Source organism: Enterobacter sp. LU1 (assembly GCF_008271405.2).
Lineage (GTDB): Bacteria > Pseudomonadota > Gammaproteobacteria > Enterobacterales > Enterobacteriaceae > Enterobacter > Enterobacter hormaechei_C.
Map to the genome: position 1 here is coordinate 1,431,719 of NZ_CP043438.2, position 13,571 is coordinate 1,445,289.

The 13,571-nt window shown below is 58.6% G+C and carries 12 protein-coding genes; 3 read left to right on the forward strand and 9 right to left on the reverse strand.

Annotated features, from left to right (window positions below):
• Positions 1–65: 65 nt before the first annotated feature.
• From FZF21_RS06910 to FZF21_RS06920, 3 genes are read right to left on the reverse strand one after another with little or no spacing between them, the layout of a single operon-like run.
• Positions 66–1,028: a YbhN family protein gene (locus tag FZF21_RS06910; RefSeq protein WP_149120996.1), complete on the reverse strand. Its 963-nt coding sequence runs from the start codon at positions 1,026–1,028 to the stop codon at positions 66–68.
• On the reverse strand, positions 1,028–2,266 hold the full coding sequence (clsB, locus tag FZF21_RS06915) for a cardiolipin synthase ClsB (protein WP_032670294.1): 1,239 nt from the start codon (positions 2,264–2,266) through the stop codon (positions 1,028–1,030). The genes FZF21_RS06910 and clsB overlap by 1 nt, the downstream gene beginning before the upstream one ends.
• Complete coding sequence (locus FZF21_RS06920; RefSeq protein ID WP_017384933.1) at positions 2,263–3,024, reverse strand: endonuclease/exonuclease/phosphatase family protein; 762 nt, start codon at positions 3,022–3,024, stop codon at positions 2,263–2,265. The genes clsB and FZF21_RS06920 overlap by 4 nt, the downstream gene beginning before the upstream one ends.
• Before the next feature lie 133 nt (positions 3,025–3,157).
• Between FZF21_RS06920 and FZF21_RS06925 the strand changes: the two genes are divergently transcribed.
• Positions 3,158–3,568: a YbhQ family protein gene (locus FZF21_RS06925; RefSeq protein WP_003858499.1), complete on the forward strand. Its 411-nt coding sequence runs from the start codon at positions 3,158–3,160 to the stop codon at positions 3,566–3,568.
• On the opposite strand, the gene FZF21_RS06930 is transcribed toward FZF21_RS06925, so the two are convergent.
• From FZF21_RS06930 to cecR, 5 genes are read right to left on the reverse strand one after another with little or no spacing between them, the layout of a single operon-like run.
• A complete protein-coding gene (locus tag FZF21_RS06930; RefSeq protein ID WP_017384932.1) occupies positions 3,530–4,636 on the reverse strand; it encodes an ABC transporter permease in 1,107 nt (368 codons plus the stop codon). The two genes, FZF21_RS06925 and FZF21_RS06930, sit on opposite strands and share 39 nt — an antisense overlap.
• 57 nt (positions 4,637–4,693) lie before the next feature.
• Complete coding sequence (locus tag FZF21_RS06935) at positions 4,694–5,827, reverse strand: ABC transporter permease (protein ID WP_045906632.1); 1,134 nt, start codon at positions 5,825–5,827, stop codon at positions 4,694–4,696.
• Complete coding sequence (locus FZF21_RS06940) at positions 5,817–7,556, reverse strand: ATP-binding cassette domain-containing protein (RefSeq protein ID WP_032102648.1); 1,740 nt, start codon at positions 7,554–7,556, stop codon at positions 5,817–5,819. Before FZF21_RS06940 ends, FZF21_RS06935 begins: the two co-directional genes overlap by 11 nt.
• The gene (gene hlyD, locus FZF21_RS06945; protein ID WP_023296152.1) at positions 7,549–8,544 is read right to left on the reverse strand and encodes a secretion protein HlyD; all 996 of its coding nucleotides are present in this window, start codon (positions 8,542–8,544) and stop codon (positions 7,549–7,551) included. The genes FZF21_RS06940 and hlyD overlap by 8 nt, the downstream gene beginning before the upstream one ends.
• Complete coding sequence (cecR, locus tag FZF21_RS06950) at positions 8,541–9,218, reverse strand: transcriptional regulator CecR (RefSeq protein ID WP_003858489.1); 678 nt, start codon at positions 9,216–9,218, stop codon at positions 8,541–8,543. The genes hlyD and cecR overlap by 4 nt, the downstream gene beginning before the upstream one ends.
• 204 nt (positions 9,219–9,422) lie before the next feature.
• On the opposite strand from cecR, the gene rhlE reads away from it, so the two are divergent.
• Positions 9,423–10,805 (forward strand): ATP-dependent RNA helicase RhlE, encoded by a 1,383-nt coding sequence (gene rhlE, locus FZF21_RS06955; protein ID WP_017693771.1) that lies wholly within the window; start codon positions 9,423–9,425, stop codon positions 10,803–10,805.
• A gap of 97 nt (positions 10,806–10,902) precedes the next feature.
• Positions 10,903–13,080, forward strand: a complete 2,178-nt coding sequence (gene dinG / locus FZF21_RS06960) for an ATP-dependent DNA helicase DinG (protein WP_045347398.1) — start codon at positions 10,903–10,905, stop codon at positions 13,078–13,080.
• Here the strand turns inward: dinG and FZF21_RS06965 are convergent.
• On the reverse strand, positions 13,067–13,570 hold the full coding sequence (locus FZF21_RS06965) for a fimbrial protein (RefSeq protein WP_015571072.1): 504 nt from the start codon (positions 13,568–13,570) through the stop codon (positions 13,067–13,069). The genes dinG and FZF21_RS06965 overlap by 14 nt on opposite strands.
• Position 13,571 lies beyond the last annotated feature (1 nt).

Below are 13,571 nucleotides of genomic sequence, written 5' to 3' on the forward strand. Positions count from 1 at the left end.
GGTGCGGGCTTTTCTCCCTCTCCCCGTGGGAGAGGGCATCAGACCGCAGCGCTACCCGACACAACTCACTTCGCCAACATCCTCTCGTTCTTCGCGCGCAGCTTCTTCGCCCGACTCTCCAGCACCAGATAACAGACCGTTGCCAGCGCCAGCGGCAGGAAGTAGTAGATCATGCGGTACGCGAGCAGGGCGGCGATAATCGTCCCGTGAGACACATGCTCCCCCGCAAGCAGCGCGATAAACACCGCCTCCAGTACGCCAATACCCGCCGGAATATGCACAATCACTCCGGCAATACTGCTTACCAGCAGCACGCCCAGCACGAAGAAGTAGTTCACATCTTCGCCAATCAACAGCCAGATAATGGCCCCCATCGCCATCCAGTTAGCGCTGGAAACCACCATTTGCAGGACGGCAAACTTCCATGACGGCAGCACCAGCGTCTGGCCTTTAATGGTCATGTGACGACGTTTGGCAAAGGCGCAGGCCCACAGGTAGGCGGCGATGATCATCAGCAGTACGATGCCCAGGATGCGCAGGGTAGCCTCATCGATGTACCAGTGCGCAGGCAGCTGCACCACGCCGATGGTGAAAATCACCCCGCCCAGCAGGATATACCCCAGCCAGTTGGTGGTGATGCTTAAGGAGAAAATACGCGTGATGGTGCCGCCCGGTAAGCCAAGGCGGGAGTACAGGCGATAGCGCATACCAATCCCGCCCACCCAGGTGCTCAGCGTCAGGTTAAAGGCATAGCAGATGAATGACACCAGCATAACCTGCCGTTTGGCAAGCTTATGTCCGCAGTAGGCACGTCCCAGCAGGTCATAGCAGCCGTACATCAGGTAGCTCACAATCACCAGCCCAACGGCCCCCAGCAGGACTGTCCGGTTGTAGTTGCGAATAACTTTCCACACCTCTTCCCAGTCCACCTTTTGGGCATACACCACCAGCAGGACCGCGACGGCAATGAAGAACAGCCAGGTCAGGATTTTTTTCGCCAGCCGCCAGCGAGGATGAGATTTCGACATCAGGTTTTCCCTCCATCTTCCGCCTCTACGCGGTCCTGGGTTTCCATTTCGGGTTGCACAGGCGGATCCACCAGCGCCAGTTTCGGCGTATGCGCGGGCAGCCAGCCCACCATGGCCGGGAAGTGGCGCAGGAAGTGGAACACCACCACGCCGATGCCCACGTTCCACCAGCTCCGTTTCGGCACCATGGACTCATCCACACGCACGCAGTCTTTATTGATAAGACCCTGAAGGTTATCGTGCAGGGTCTGATTAAACTGGCGATCGTGGATGATCAGGTTCGCTTCCAGATTGAGCGATAAGCTCAGCGGATCGAGGTTGCTGGAGCCAACGGTCGCCCAGTGGTCATCCATCACGGCGACTTTGCCGTGCAGCGGGCGGCGGCGATATTCATAGATCTGCACGCCGCTTTTGACCAGATAGCGATAGAGCAGACGCGCGCCGACCTTCACAATCGGCATATCGGGCTCACCCTGCACGATAAGCTTCACGCTCACGCCGCGTCGGGCCGCGTTGCGCATGGCGTGCAAAATCCGGTAACCAGGGAAGAAATAGGCGTTGGCAATAATCACCTCGCGCTTCGCGTTCGCCAGCATCTTCAGGTAATGACGCTCGATATCGTCCCGGTGCTCCTCGTTATCCCGCCAGACGAACAGCGCCTGCGCCTCGCCGGGCTTGCGGTTCTCTTCCGGGCGATGACGGCGTCGCCACCAGCGGCGAGCGGCCTCTTTGCCGGGTAAGTTTTCCAGCACGAACAGCTGGATGTCCTGAACCACCGGTCCTTCGATACGGATCGCGTAGTCCTGTTTAGCTTCGGGACCGTAATCCGACATATGCTCGGCGGAGTAGTTAATGCCGCCAACGAAGGCCACCGTTTCATCCACCACCACAATTTTGCGGTGCATTCGGCGGAACAGGTTGGTGCGCATGCCGAACAGACGCGGGCCGGGATCGTAATAGCGGAACACCACCCCTGCGGCGGTGAGCTCGTTAACAAATTCGTCGCTGAGATCCGGCGAACCATATCCGTCGAGCAGAACCTCGATTTTTACACCGCGACGGGCGGCATGCAGCAGTGCGCTGTGCAACTGCCTGCCCACATCGTCTTCAAACCAGATAAACGTTTCGAGAAAGACTTTCTGCTGTGCGTGGCTAATCGCCTCAAAAACCGCCGGATAAAAGTTATCGCCATTTTCCAGCAGCGTAATACGGTTACCTTCCTGCCATGTGCATTTCATAAGTGGATCTCCGCGCTGAGTGGGGCATGGTCGGAGAGATGTCGCCAGTTGAGTAAAGCCAGCGCAGTCGGGCTGCTGGCGTGGGCATTTTTTACGTAAATGCGGTCAAGGCGCAGCAGGGGGAAGCGCACCGGAAACGTCCGCGCGGGACGACCGCGTGAGCGGGTAAAGATCTCCTCCAGCCCCGCCTTCACCTTCAGCGGATGGTTGGCCCGCTGTCGCCAGTCGTTGAAATCACCGGCCACCACTACGGGCTCGCCCTCCGGCAGCGCATTGGTCCAGTCTGCCAGCATCTGTAGCTGGGCCTGACGGTGGGCTTCACGCAGGCCAAGATGAACACAGCCCACATGAATGGGAAAATCGAGCGCCGGGGGGGTGATACGACAGTATAACAGCCCGCGTTTTTCGCTCTCGCCAACGGAGACGTCGCGGTTCTCATAATGCTCGATAGGAAAACGCGACAGCACCGCGTTACCGTGATGCCCCTCCGGGTAGACCGCATTGCGCCCGTAGGCGTAATCGCTCCACATGGTATCCGCCAGAAACTCGTAGTGGGGCGTGTCGGGCCAGTTTTCGAAATGCATAGGGTGCACTTCGTGCGCGCCCATGACCTCCTGGAGGCAGACAATATCGGCGCTGACGGTGCGTACCGCGTCGCGCAGCTCCGGTAAAATGAAGCGGCGGTTAAATGCTGTGAAGCCCTTATGAATGTTTATCGTCAGCACCTTAAGCGAGAAATGCTGCGTTTTTTTGCTCATAAACACCTTCCTGGGTGACTATCCCGATGAAAATAAAGTGTAGTAGGCGTCACAAAAAGATGCGGCGTTACGGAATTTTCCGTAAAGTGCGGTAGTCTGAATTAGCAGAGAAAAATCCTTCAGGAGAGAAGCCATGAAGTGGCAACAACGCGTTCGTGTCGCAACCGGTTTGAGTTGCTGGCAGATAATGTTGCATTTACTGGTCGTGGCCGTACTGGTGATGGGCTGGATGAGCGGCACGCTGGTGCGTGTCGGCTTAGGGTTATGCGTGGTTTACGGCGTGACCGTGCTGTCGATGCTGTTTTTACAGCGTCACCACGACGCGCGCTGGCGTGAAGTGGGTGATGTGCTCGAAGAGCTCACCACCACCTGGTATTTTGGTGCGGCAATGATCGTCCTGTGGCTGTTGTCACGCGTGCTGCAAAACAACCTGCTGCTGGCCCTGGCGGGTCTGGCTATCCTCGCAGGGCCTGCGGTGGTGTCGTTGCTCACCAAAGAGAAAAAGCTACGCGATGTTTCGTCTAAACATCGCATAGGCCACTGAGCCCGTTGTGGCCGCGATGACCAGTAGCGGCCACAAACTTCCCCACACAATATCCAGACTCGCATCCTTCAGATAGATTTGCTTGGTGATATCCGTGAAGTGACGAATCGGGTTTATCCACGTCAAATCCTGTAACCACACCGGCATGTTCTCCACTGGCGAAACATACCCTGAAAGCAAAATCGCCGGCATCATAAAGACAAACACCCCGATAAACGCCTGCTGCTGCGTTGAGCAGAGCGCGGAAATCAGCAGCCCAAACCCCACCAGCGACAGGCCGTAAATCACCATCGTGAAGTAAAACAGCGCCAGCGATCCGGCAAACGGGATCTGGTACGCCCATATTCCCACCCCCAGCACGATGGTGGCCTGGAACGTCGCGACAATCAGTGCCGGCACCGCCTTGCCGACAAATATCTGCCAGGTGGCGAGCGGTGAGACCAGCAGCTGATCCAGCGTACCTTGCTCACGTTCGCGCGCCACGGACAGCGAGGTGACAATCATCACGCCAATGGTGGTGATCATGGCGATTAATGACGGCACCACAAACCATTTATAGTCCAGGTTCGGGTTGTACCAGTTGCGCACCACCAGCTCGCTGTTGTTGGGTTTGGGTTTGCCCGCCATCAGCTCCTGCTGGTAATCCTTCACCACCTGTTGCAAATAGTTCGCCGCAATCTGGGCGCTGTTGGAGTTACGTCCGTCGAGGATCAGCTGCATCGGCGCGGTCTGGAATGTGTCCAGGTTGCGGGAGAAGTCCGCCGGGAAGCGCACCAGCAATAATGCTTTCTGCGTGTCGATGGTGGGCTGGATCGCCTGCGGGCTTTCCAGAAGCAGGACATGGGTAAAGGCTTTGGCGCGGGCGAAACGCTGCGTCAACTCGACGGAATGCTTGCCGTTGTCTTCGTTGTAAATGGCGATGGTGGCGTTGGTGACCTCCAGTGTGGCGGCAAACGGAAACAGTACAACCTGAAGCAGCACCGGCAGCACCAGAATGGCGCGGGTCTGCGGCTCGCGCAGCAAGGATTGCAGCTCTTTGCGGATCAATGTCCATAAACGGTGAAACATCGCGTCGTCCTCCTGTCGGGGGGCGCTTGCGCTTACCCGACCTACAAAATCCGATGGCTAATCTAATCTTCTTTTCGTTTTCATCCACGTCAGCCCGATAAACATCACCGCCGACGCCAGCAAAAACAGGGTGTTGATAATCAGCACCACCGGAATATTTCCCGCCAGGAACAGGCTTTGCAGGGTGCTCACAAAGTAGCGCGCCGGAATGATGTACGTCACGGCGCGGATCACCGCCGGCATACTGTCTATCTGGAAGATAAAGCCGGAGAGCATAATCGACGGCAGGAAGGCGGCATTAAGCGCCACCTGCGCGGCGTTAAACTGGTTGCGGGTGATGGTGGAAATTAACAGTCCCATCCCCAGCGTGCTGAGCAAAAACAGGCTGGTAATAAAGAACAGCAGCACCAGCGAGCCGCGGTACGGCACGCCAAGAATAAATACCGAGACCAGCATACACAGCAGCATCGCCAGCATGCCGAGGAAGTAGTAGGGGATCAGCTTGCAGAGCAGCAGCTCGACGCGCGTCACTTCGGTCGAGAGCAGCGCCTCCATGGTGCCGCGCTCCCACTCGCGGGCGATCACCAGCGAGGTCAAAATCGCGCCGATTACCGTCATGATGATGGTCACCGCGCCCGGAATAATAAAGTGCTGGCTGATGGCGGCGGGGTTAAACCAGTAGCGCGTCTGCACATCGATCAGTGGCTCAAACTCCTCACCCCGGTCTTCGGCGCGCTGCATCTGCCAGAGCTGCCAGATCCCCTCCGCGTAGCCCTGCACGAAGTTGGCGGTGTTCGGCTCGCTGCCGTCGGTGATCACCTGAATCGGCGCATCGGTTTCAGCGCGCGCCATATTGGCGGCGAAATCGACCGGAATGACGATCAGACCGCGAATTTTCCCGGCCTGCATTTTCTGGATCAATTCCTGCCGGTTGTCGCTGATGGTGGCGTCAATGTAGGGCGAACCGGTCATGGCGTGAGTGAAGTCCAGCGCCTCTTCGCTCTGCTGCTCCAGCAAAATCCCGACCCGCAGCTTGCTGGAGTCGAGGTTAATCCCGTAGCCGAAAATAAACAGCAGCAGCAGGGGGATCACCACCGCAATCAGCCAGCTGCTGGGGTCACGCACAATCTGCCGCGTCTCTTTGACGCACAGGGCGCGCACCCGGCGCCAGGAAAGGGCGTTACTGCGCATGAGTATTCTCCTTATCCCAGTCGTGGATGAGGGTGATAAACGCCTGCTCCATGGTTGGGTCTGGCTGCGCGTCGTCGGCGGCCTGCGCTTTCAGGTCATCCGGGGTGCCGTGGGCAATCAGCTTGCCGCGATAGACCAGCCCGATGCGGTCGCAATACTCTGCCTCGTCCATAAAGTGGGTGGTGACCATCACGGTCACGCCTTTTTCCACCATGCTATTGATATGCAACCAGAATTCTCGGCGGGTGAGGGGGTCCACGCCTGAAGTTGGTTCATCAAGAAACAGGATATCCGGCTCGTGCATCAGTGAGCAGGCCAGCGCCAGCCGCTGTTTGAAGCCAAGCGGCAGAGCGTCGGTAGCGTGTGAGGCGATATCGGTCAGGCCGAAGGCGTCGCACATGCGACCGATCTTCTCATTCTGTGCCCGTCCCCGCAGGCCATAGACGCCGGAGAAAAATCGCAGATTTTGCTCCACCGTCAGGTTGCCGTAGAGCGAAAACTTCTGCGCCATATAGCCCAGGTGCTGGCGCGCCTTGCCGGAGCTGACTTTGAGATCCATGTTCAGCACCAGCGCTTTGCCGGAGGTCGGTACCAGCAGGCCGCACATCATTTTAAAGGTGGTGGATTTCCCCGCGCCGTTCGGCCCGAGCAGGCCAAATATCTCGCCGCGCTTCACGGCAAAATTGACGTTATCGGTGGCGGCGAAATCGCCGAATTTTTTGGTGAGCGATTTCGCTTCAATGACCGTTTCGCCCGGCGTGCCTTCCACCGTGTGCAGGATGGCGCCAAGCGGTGATTCTGAGGTTCCCGCCCCGCCCAGCAGATCGATAAACGCATCTTCAAAGCGCGGCGCGGTCTCTGTCATGTCGATCTCAGGCATACCCTGCGCACGGCGGATATCGTCGGCGGTAGTCTCTTTTTTGAGGATCACGCGCACCGAACGGCCCTGAATCATCCCGTCGCTCACCTGCGGCAGCTTCAGTACCCGTTGCAGCAGCTTGCGGTTGGACTCCTGCGCGCTGTGCAGCAGAAAACTGCGCCCGGCCATGGTTTGCGTCAGCTCGGTGGGTTCGCCCTGATAGAGCAGTTCGCCTTCATTCATCAGCAGCACGTCGCGGCACTGCTCTGCTTCATCAAGGTAAGAGGTACTCCAGAGGATCAGCATGCCGTCACCCGCCAGCTCGTGCACCATCTGCCACAGCTCGCGGCGGGAAATCGGGTCCACGCCCACGCCGGGTTCATCCAGCAATAGCACCTTCGGTTCGCCCACCAGCGTGCAGGCCAGCCCCAGCTTCTGCTTCATCCCGCCGGAAAGTTTGCCCGCCAGCCGGTCGGTGAACGGGCCGAGGGAGGTAAACGCCAGCAGACGCTGGAAGGTTTTCTGCCGGGTTTCGCCGGTAACGCTGCGCAGATCGGCATACAGGTTGAGGTTTTCCATTACCGTCAGATCTTCGTACAGACCAAACTTCTGCGGCATATAGCCGAGCATGCCGTGGAGCGCCGCGTCGTCTTTGATCGGATCGAGGCCAAGCACGCTGGCACTGCCTTCATCCGGCTTCAGCAATCCCGCCAGCATCCGCATCAGCGTGGTTTTACCCGCGCCGTCCGGCCCCACCAGCCCGGTCACATAGCCTTTCTGAATCGTACAATTCAGCGGCGCGACCGCCGGTTTGGCCATTCCCGGGAAGCGTTTGACCAGATTGTTGAGCTGGATAACCGCATCATTCATGTCGTTCCCCGTCGTTTAAGGTCACGGTAACAGGCATGCCCTGACGCAGCGCGTCGTCCGCATCGGTGACGATGATGCGCAGGCGATACACCAGGTCGGTACGCAGGTCCGGGGTTTCAACGGTTTTTGGCGTGAACTCGGCGGTAGGGGAGACGAAGCCCACTTTGCCGTGATACGGCTTGTCCGGGCGACCGTCGGTATAGAGCAGCAGTTCGCGGCCCGGCTGCATCTGGCCAAGATTTGGCTCATCAATGTAAGCGCGCACCCACACCGGACGGGTTAAGGAGAGCGTTAACACGGTGCTGCCCGCGCTGAGCATGCTGCCCGGCTCCACGGCGCGGGTCATCAGCGTGCCGTCAGACGGGGCGACTAACGTGGTGTCGTGCAGATCCAGCTCCGCCTGGGCTAACTGCGCCTGCGCCTGCTCAAGGCTGGCCTTCGCCTGGGCAATGTCCTGCGCACGGTTACCGGTGCGGTACTGGCTTAACTTATCCTGGGCAGATTTCAGCGTCGCCTGTGCCTGGTCGCGGGATGAGCGCGCGTTTTCCAGGTCGTTGGCGGAAATAGTACGGCTTTTCCATAAGCCTTGCTGACGGTTATAGAAATTCTGCGCATAGTCATAGGCGGCTTTTGCCTGCTTAACGGCAGCGGCCGCCTGGGAGATCTCTTCGTCACGGTAGCCCGCCAGCATCAGGTCGTATTGCGCCTGTGCGACGGAGACGCCTGCTTTTGCCTGCATCAGCGCGTTCTCAAACGGGGCTTTGTCCAGCATTCCCAGCGTCTGCCCGGCTTTGATGGCATCGCCTTCGTCAACGTTCAGCGAGGCCAGCCGTCCGCCGACGCGGAAGCTCATGTTCACGGTGCGGATATCCACGTTGCCGTACAGCGTCAGGCCACGATCCTGCTGGCTCTGATACCACAGCCAGCCACCGATTCCCGCAGCAAGTAACACAACAACCACCAGAATGATGGCGACAGGTTTTTTCATGACTTCTGGCTCCTTTGCGTTAAGCCTTGCAGGATCAGATCAACGTGACAGGTAATGACCTGGCTAATTTGCGCGGCTTTATCCTCATCGAATTGTGTCCAGCCCGTACGTAACAGGATGGTCTCACGCCCCAGACGGAAGGCGAGCACTTCGCCCAGCAGGGCGTGGGTATGCAAAATGGTGTCGGTATCGCTGGCGTCCCGTCCGGTATAGGCGGCGATCAGCCGGGTCAGATGGCTGTGCATCGGGGCGATCACCTGATCGTGCACCAGCTGGTACGCGGCAGTGGGGGAGAGCTGCTCGCGGGAGATAAATTTGCTCAGGTTCAGCGTATCGTCGTGCGTCAGCAAGCGGATCATGTTGTGACAGGCGTTAAGGATCAGCTGGCGGATGGCAGCCCGGTCAGGCTCTGGCTGGCTGAACAGCGCGGTGGCTTCTTCCACGTGCGGGCGAAAGCTGGTGCCGATAAAATCCGCGATCCACTGGGCGCAGGCGAGGTATAAATCCTCTTTTGAGCCAAAATAGTAGGTGATGGCCGCAATATTCTGCCCGGCCTGAGCGGCGATATCCCGCGTGGTGGCATGCAGACCATACTCGCCAAACTGCGCCAGCGCGGCGGCGATAAGCTGACTTTTCGCCTGTTCGCCTTTGGTTGTCGTTGGGGTTGTATTCATAGCAGCATTAAAAATTAATCAATCGATTGATTAAGATTATGCCTGATTTGCGCAAACGTCGAGTCATCGCCGGGGATATTTTATGCGCCACGTCACAAAAGCTGCTACACTCCGCTCCTTCGCGACATTGTGGTTTTTGTCCTTCTATTCGTTATATCTCCCTGAAAACTACACCTGTGATGGTCGGGGCGGTTCGGAGTTTTTATGTCTTTTGATTCCCTTGGTCTGAACCCGGAAATTCTGCGCGCCATCGCAGAGCAGGGCTACGTTGAGCCAACCCCTATCCAGCAGCAGGCCATTCCGGCCGTTTTGCAGGGCCGTGACCTGATGGCAAGCGCGCAGACCGGTACCGGTAAGACCGCGGGCTTTACCCTGCCGCTGCTGGAGCTGTTGGTAAAAAACCAGCCGCACGCCAAAGGCCGTCGTCCGGTGCGTGCGCTGATCCTCACCCCAACCCGCGAACTGGCGGCCCAGATTGGCGAGAACGTGCGTGAATACAGCCGCTACCTCAACATTCGTTCGCTGGTGGTTTTCGGCGGGGTAAGCATTAACCCACAGATGATGAAGCTGCGCGGCGGCGTGGACGTGCTGGTGGCAACGCCGGGGCGTCTGCTGGATCTGGAACACCAGAACGCGGTGAAGCTCGATAACATCGAAATTCTGGTGCTGGACGAAGCCGACCGTATGCTGGATATGGGCTTCATCCACGACATTCGCCGCGTGCTGGCGAAGCTGCCGACGCGTCGTCAGAACCTGCTCTTCTCCGCGACTTTCTCCGACGAGATCAAGGCACTGGCGGAAAAGCTGCTGCATAACCCGCTGGAAGTGGAAGTCGCGCGCCGCAATACCGCCTCCGAGCAGGTGACGCAGCACGTGCACTTTGTGGATAAGAAGCGCAAGCGGGAACTGCTCTCCCAGATGATCGGCCAGGGCAACTGGCAGCAGGTACTGGTCTTTACCCGCACCAAGCACGGCGCTAACCACCTGGCGGAACAGCTCAATAAAGACGGTATTCGCAGCGCGGCGATCCACGGCAACAAGAGTCAGGGTGCGCGTACCCGCGCGCTGGCTGATTTTAAATCCGGCGACATACGTGTGCTGGTGGCAACCGACATCGCCGCCCGTGGCCTGGACATTGAAGAGCTGCCGCACGTGGTGAACTACGAGCTGCCAAACGTGCCGGAAGACTACGTGCACCGTATCGGCCGTACCGGCCGTGCGGCGGCAACCGGGGAAGCGCTCTCTCTGGTCTGCGTGGATGAACACAAGCTGCTGCGCGACATCGAACGCCTGCTGAAGAAAGAGATCCCGCGCATTGAAACCCCGGGTTATGAAGTGGACCCGTCGATCAAAGCTGAGCCAATTCAGAACGGTCGTCAGGGCGGCGGTCGCGGTCAGGGTGGCGGTGGTCGCGGTCAGCAGCCGCGTCGTGCCGAAGGTGGCGCGCCGAAATCTTCGGGCAAACCGCCGCGTCGTAATAACGACAGCAAACCAGCCGGTGAAAACCCGTGGCGTAGCGGCGAAGGGAAACCGGCAGGCGAGGGGCAGCGCCGACGCCGCCCGCGTAAACCTGCTAACCCGCAGTAATCTGGAAGCCCGGTCGTAAAGCCGGGCTTTTCTTTTTGCGGCAGCGAAGAGAAAGTGCCACAATAGTGGCTGTTTATACAGTGTTTCAGGTTTTCCAATGGCTTTAACCGCTGCGCTCAAGGCGCAAATTGGCGCATGGTATAAGGCGCTACAACAGCAGATCCCCGATTTTATCCCCCGAGCCCCGCAGCGGCAGATGATTGCCGACGTGGCGAAAACGCTCGCCGGGGACGACGGGCGACATCTGGCGATTGAAGCCCCGACCGGCGTCGGGAAAACCCTGTCGTATCTCATTCCCGGCATTGCCATCGCGCGGGAAGACGACAAAACGCTGGTGGTCAGTACCGCTAACGTGGCCTTGCAGGATCAGATCTTCAGCAAAGATTTGCCGCTGCTGCGCAAAATTATCCCCGATTTACGGTTCACCGCCGCCTTTGGTCGCGGGCGCTACGTCTGCCCGCGCAATCTGGCGGCGCTGGCCAGCAGTGAACCCTCCCAGCAGGATCTGCTCGCGTTTCTTGATGACGAGCTGACGCCAAACAACAAGGCGGAGCAGGAGCAGTGCGCAAAGCTAAAGGCCGATCTCGACGGCTACAGGTGGGACGGCCTGCGGGATCACACCAGCCAGGCGATCGGCGACGACCTGTGGCGCAGGCTCAGCACCGATAAAGCGAGCTGCCTGAACCGCAACTGTCATTACTATCGCGAGTGCCCGTTCTTTGTCGCCCGGCGTGAGATTCAGGAAGCGGAGGTGGTTGTCGCCAACCATGCGCTGGTGATGGCTGCCCTGGAGAGTGAAGCGGTCCTGCCGGAGCCCAAAAACCTGCTGCTGGTGCTGGATGAAGGTCATCATCTGCCCGACGTGGCGCGGGATGCGCTGGAGATGAGTGCGGAAATTACCGCCCCGTGGTTTCGCCTGCAACTCGATCTGTTCTGCAAGCTGGTGGCAACCTGCATGGAGCAGTTCCGCCCGAAAACCACGCCGCCGCTGGCGGTCCCGGAGCGGTTGAGCGAGCACTGTGAAGAGGTGTACGGCCTCATCGCCTCGCTGAATAACATTCTCAACCTGTATCTCCCCGCCACCCAGGAAGCGGAACACCGCTTTGCGATGGGTGAGTTGCCACAGGAAGTGATGGAGATTTGCCAGCAGCTGGCGAAGCACCTTGAAAAGCTGCGCGGGCTGGCGGAGATGTTCTTAAACGATCTCAGCGAGAAAACCGGTACCCATGACGTGGTGCGCTTGCACCGCATTCTGCTGCAAATGAACCGCGCGCTGGGCATGTTTGAGGCGCAGAGCAAACTCTGGCGGCTGGCCTCGATGGCGCAGGCGTCCGGGGCGCCAGTGACAAAGTGGGCCACCCGCGAAGTGCGAGACGGACAGGTACATCTGTTCTTCCACTGCGTGGGCATCCGCGTGGCCGATCAGCTGGAAAAGCTGATCTGGCGCAGCGTGCCGCACGTGGTAGTGACGTCGGCAACCCTGCGTTCACTGAACAGCTTCTCAAGGTTACAGGAAATGAGCGGCCTGAAAGAGAAAGCGGGGGACCGTTTTGTGGCCCTGGACTCGCCGTTCAACCACTGTGAGCAGGGCAAGCTGGTGATCCCGCGCATGAACTATGAGCCGCTTATCGATAACGAAGAGCAGCATATTGCGGAAATGGCGGCCTACTTCCGCGAGCAAGTTGAGAGTAAAAAATACCCCGGTATGCTGGTGCTGTTTGCCAGCGGCCGCGCGATGCAACGCTTCCTGGAGCACGTCACCGATCTGCGCTTACTCCTGCTGGTGCAGGGCGATCAGCCGCGCTATCGGCTGGTGGAAACCCACCGTAAACGCATTGATAACGGCGAGCGTAGCGTGCTGGTGGGGCTACAGTCCTTTGCGGAAGGGCTGGATTTAAAAGGCGACTACCTGACGCAGGTGCATATCCATAAAATTGCCTTCCCGCCCATCGACAGCCCGGTGGTGATCACCGAAGGCGAATGGCTGAAAAGCCTTAACCGTTATCCGTTTGAAGTGCAAAGCCTGCCTGCGGCGTCGTTTAACCTGATCCAGCAGGTCGGGCGCCTGATCCGTAGCCACGGATGCTGGGGCGAGGTGGTGATTTATGACAAACGCCTGCTTACCAAAAACTATGGCCAGCGGCTGCTGAATGCGCTGCCGATCTTCCCGATTGAGCAGCCAGAAGTGCCGGAGGTAAAAAAACGCCCGGCAAAACCCTCTGCCGGGCGTACAAAAAGCATCCGTGCAAAGAGGCGCGGTCCTACTGGTAAGTGAATGTCACCTGAATCACGCTGCTGAACGTCCCGGCAGTGACGGGCATTGAGGTGGCGTAGTAGCGTGCGGACAGAGGAAAGGTTGCCGTGTGGTCGCTCGGATTGATGGCGGCGTTAAAGGCGGCCTGCGGGGCAATCAGTATTTTGTCCTGTCGGTCTGCCAGCTCCAGCGCCAGTCCCTTTGCGCTACCGATATTGGCAAATTTGGTCGGATGCACGCTGTCTGCCTGGCCATAGAAAAAGGCCGTGGCAAGCGCCAGCGTGGCTGGGCAGTGCGATACTGACAGGGAAAAGTCTTTCCACTCGCCGGTATCCCCCACGTCTCTAAAACTGCCCGACACCGCCTGGCCTAAGTCCACCGTCAGGTTGCGGCTGGCGCTGTCAATGACGCAAGTATTGGCGTAAATATTTCCCGTCATTTGGATCTGAATGTCGTCTGCGTGAGCCTGGGCCAGTAAGCCCACCGCCAGAAACGCGATTGTCTTTTTCATG

What these genes read in the sequence shown, in the direction of transcription:
- FZF21_RS06910 (WP_149120996.1), bottom strand. Translation starts at nt 1,028, where the DNA reads ATGTCGAAATCTCATCCTCGCTGGCGGCTGGCGAAAAAAATCCTGACC.
- clsB (WP_032670294.1), bottom strand. Translation starts at nt 2,266, where the DNA reads ATGAAATGCACATGGCAGGAAGGTAACCGTATTACGCTGCTGGAAAAT.
- FZF21_RS06920 (WP_017384933.1), bottom strand. Translation starts at nt 3,024, where the DNA reads ATGAGCAAAAAAACGCAGCATTTCTCGCTTAAGGTGCTGACGATAAAC.
- FZF21_RS06925 (WP_003858499.1), top strand. Translation starts at nt 3,158, where the DNA reads ATGAAGTGGCAACAACGCGTTCGTGTCGCAACCGGTTTGAGTTGCTGG.
- FZF21_RS06930 (WP_017384932.1), bottom strand. Translation starts at nt 4,636, where the DNA reads ATGTTTCACCGTTTATGGACATTGATCCGCAAAGAGCTGCAATCCTTG.
- FZF21_RS06935 (WP_045906632.1), bottom strand. Translation starts at nt 5,827, where the DNA reads ATGCGCAGTAACGCCCTTTCCTGGCGCCGGGTGCGCGCCCTGTGCGTC.
- FZF21_RS06940 (WP_032102648.1), bottom strand. Translation starts at nt 7,556, where the DNA reads ATGAATGATGCGGTTATCCAGCTCAACAATCTGGTCAAACGCTTCCCG.
- hlyD (WP_023296152.1), bottom strand. Translation starts at nt 8,544, where the DNA reads ATGAAAAAACCTGTCGCCATCATTCTGGTGGTTGTTGTGTTACTTGCT.
- cecR (WP_003858489.1), bottom strand. Translation starts at nt 9,218, where the DNA reads ATGAATACAACCCCAACGACAACCAAAGGCGAACAGGCGAAAAGTCAG.
- rhlE (WP_017693771.1), top strand. Translation starts at nt 9,423, where the DNA reads ATGTCTTTTGATTCCCTTGGTCTGAACCCGGAAATTCTGCGCGCCATC.
- dinG (WP_045347398.1), top strand. Translation starts at nt 10,903, where the DNA reads ATGGCTTTAACCGCTGCGCTCAAGGCGCAAATTGGCGCATGGTATAAG.
- FZF21_RS06965 (WP_015571072.1), bottom strand. Translation starts at nt 13,570, where the DNA reads ATGAAAAAGACAATCGCGTTTCTGGCGGTGGGCTTACTGGCCCAGGCT.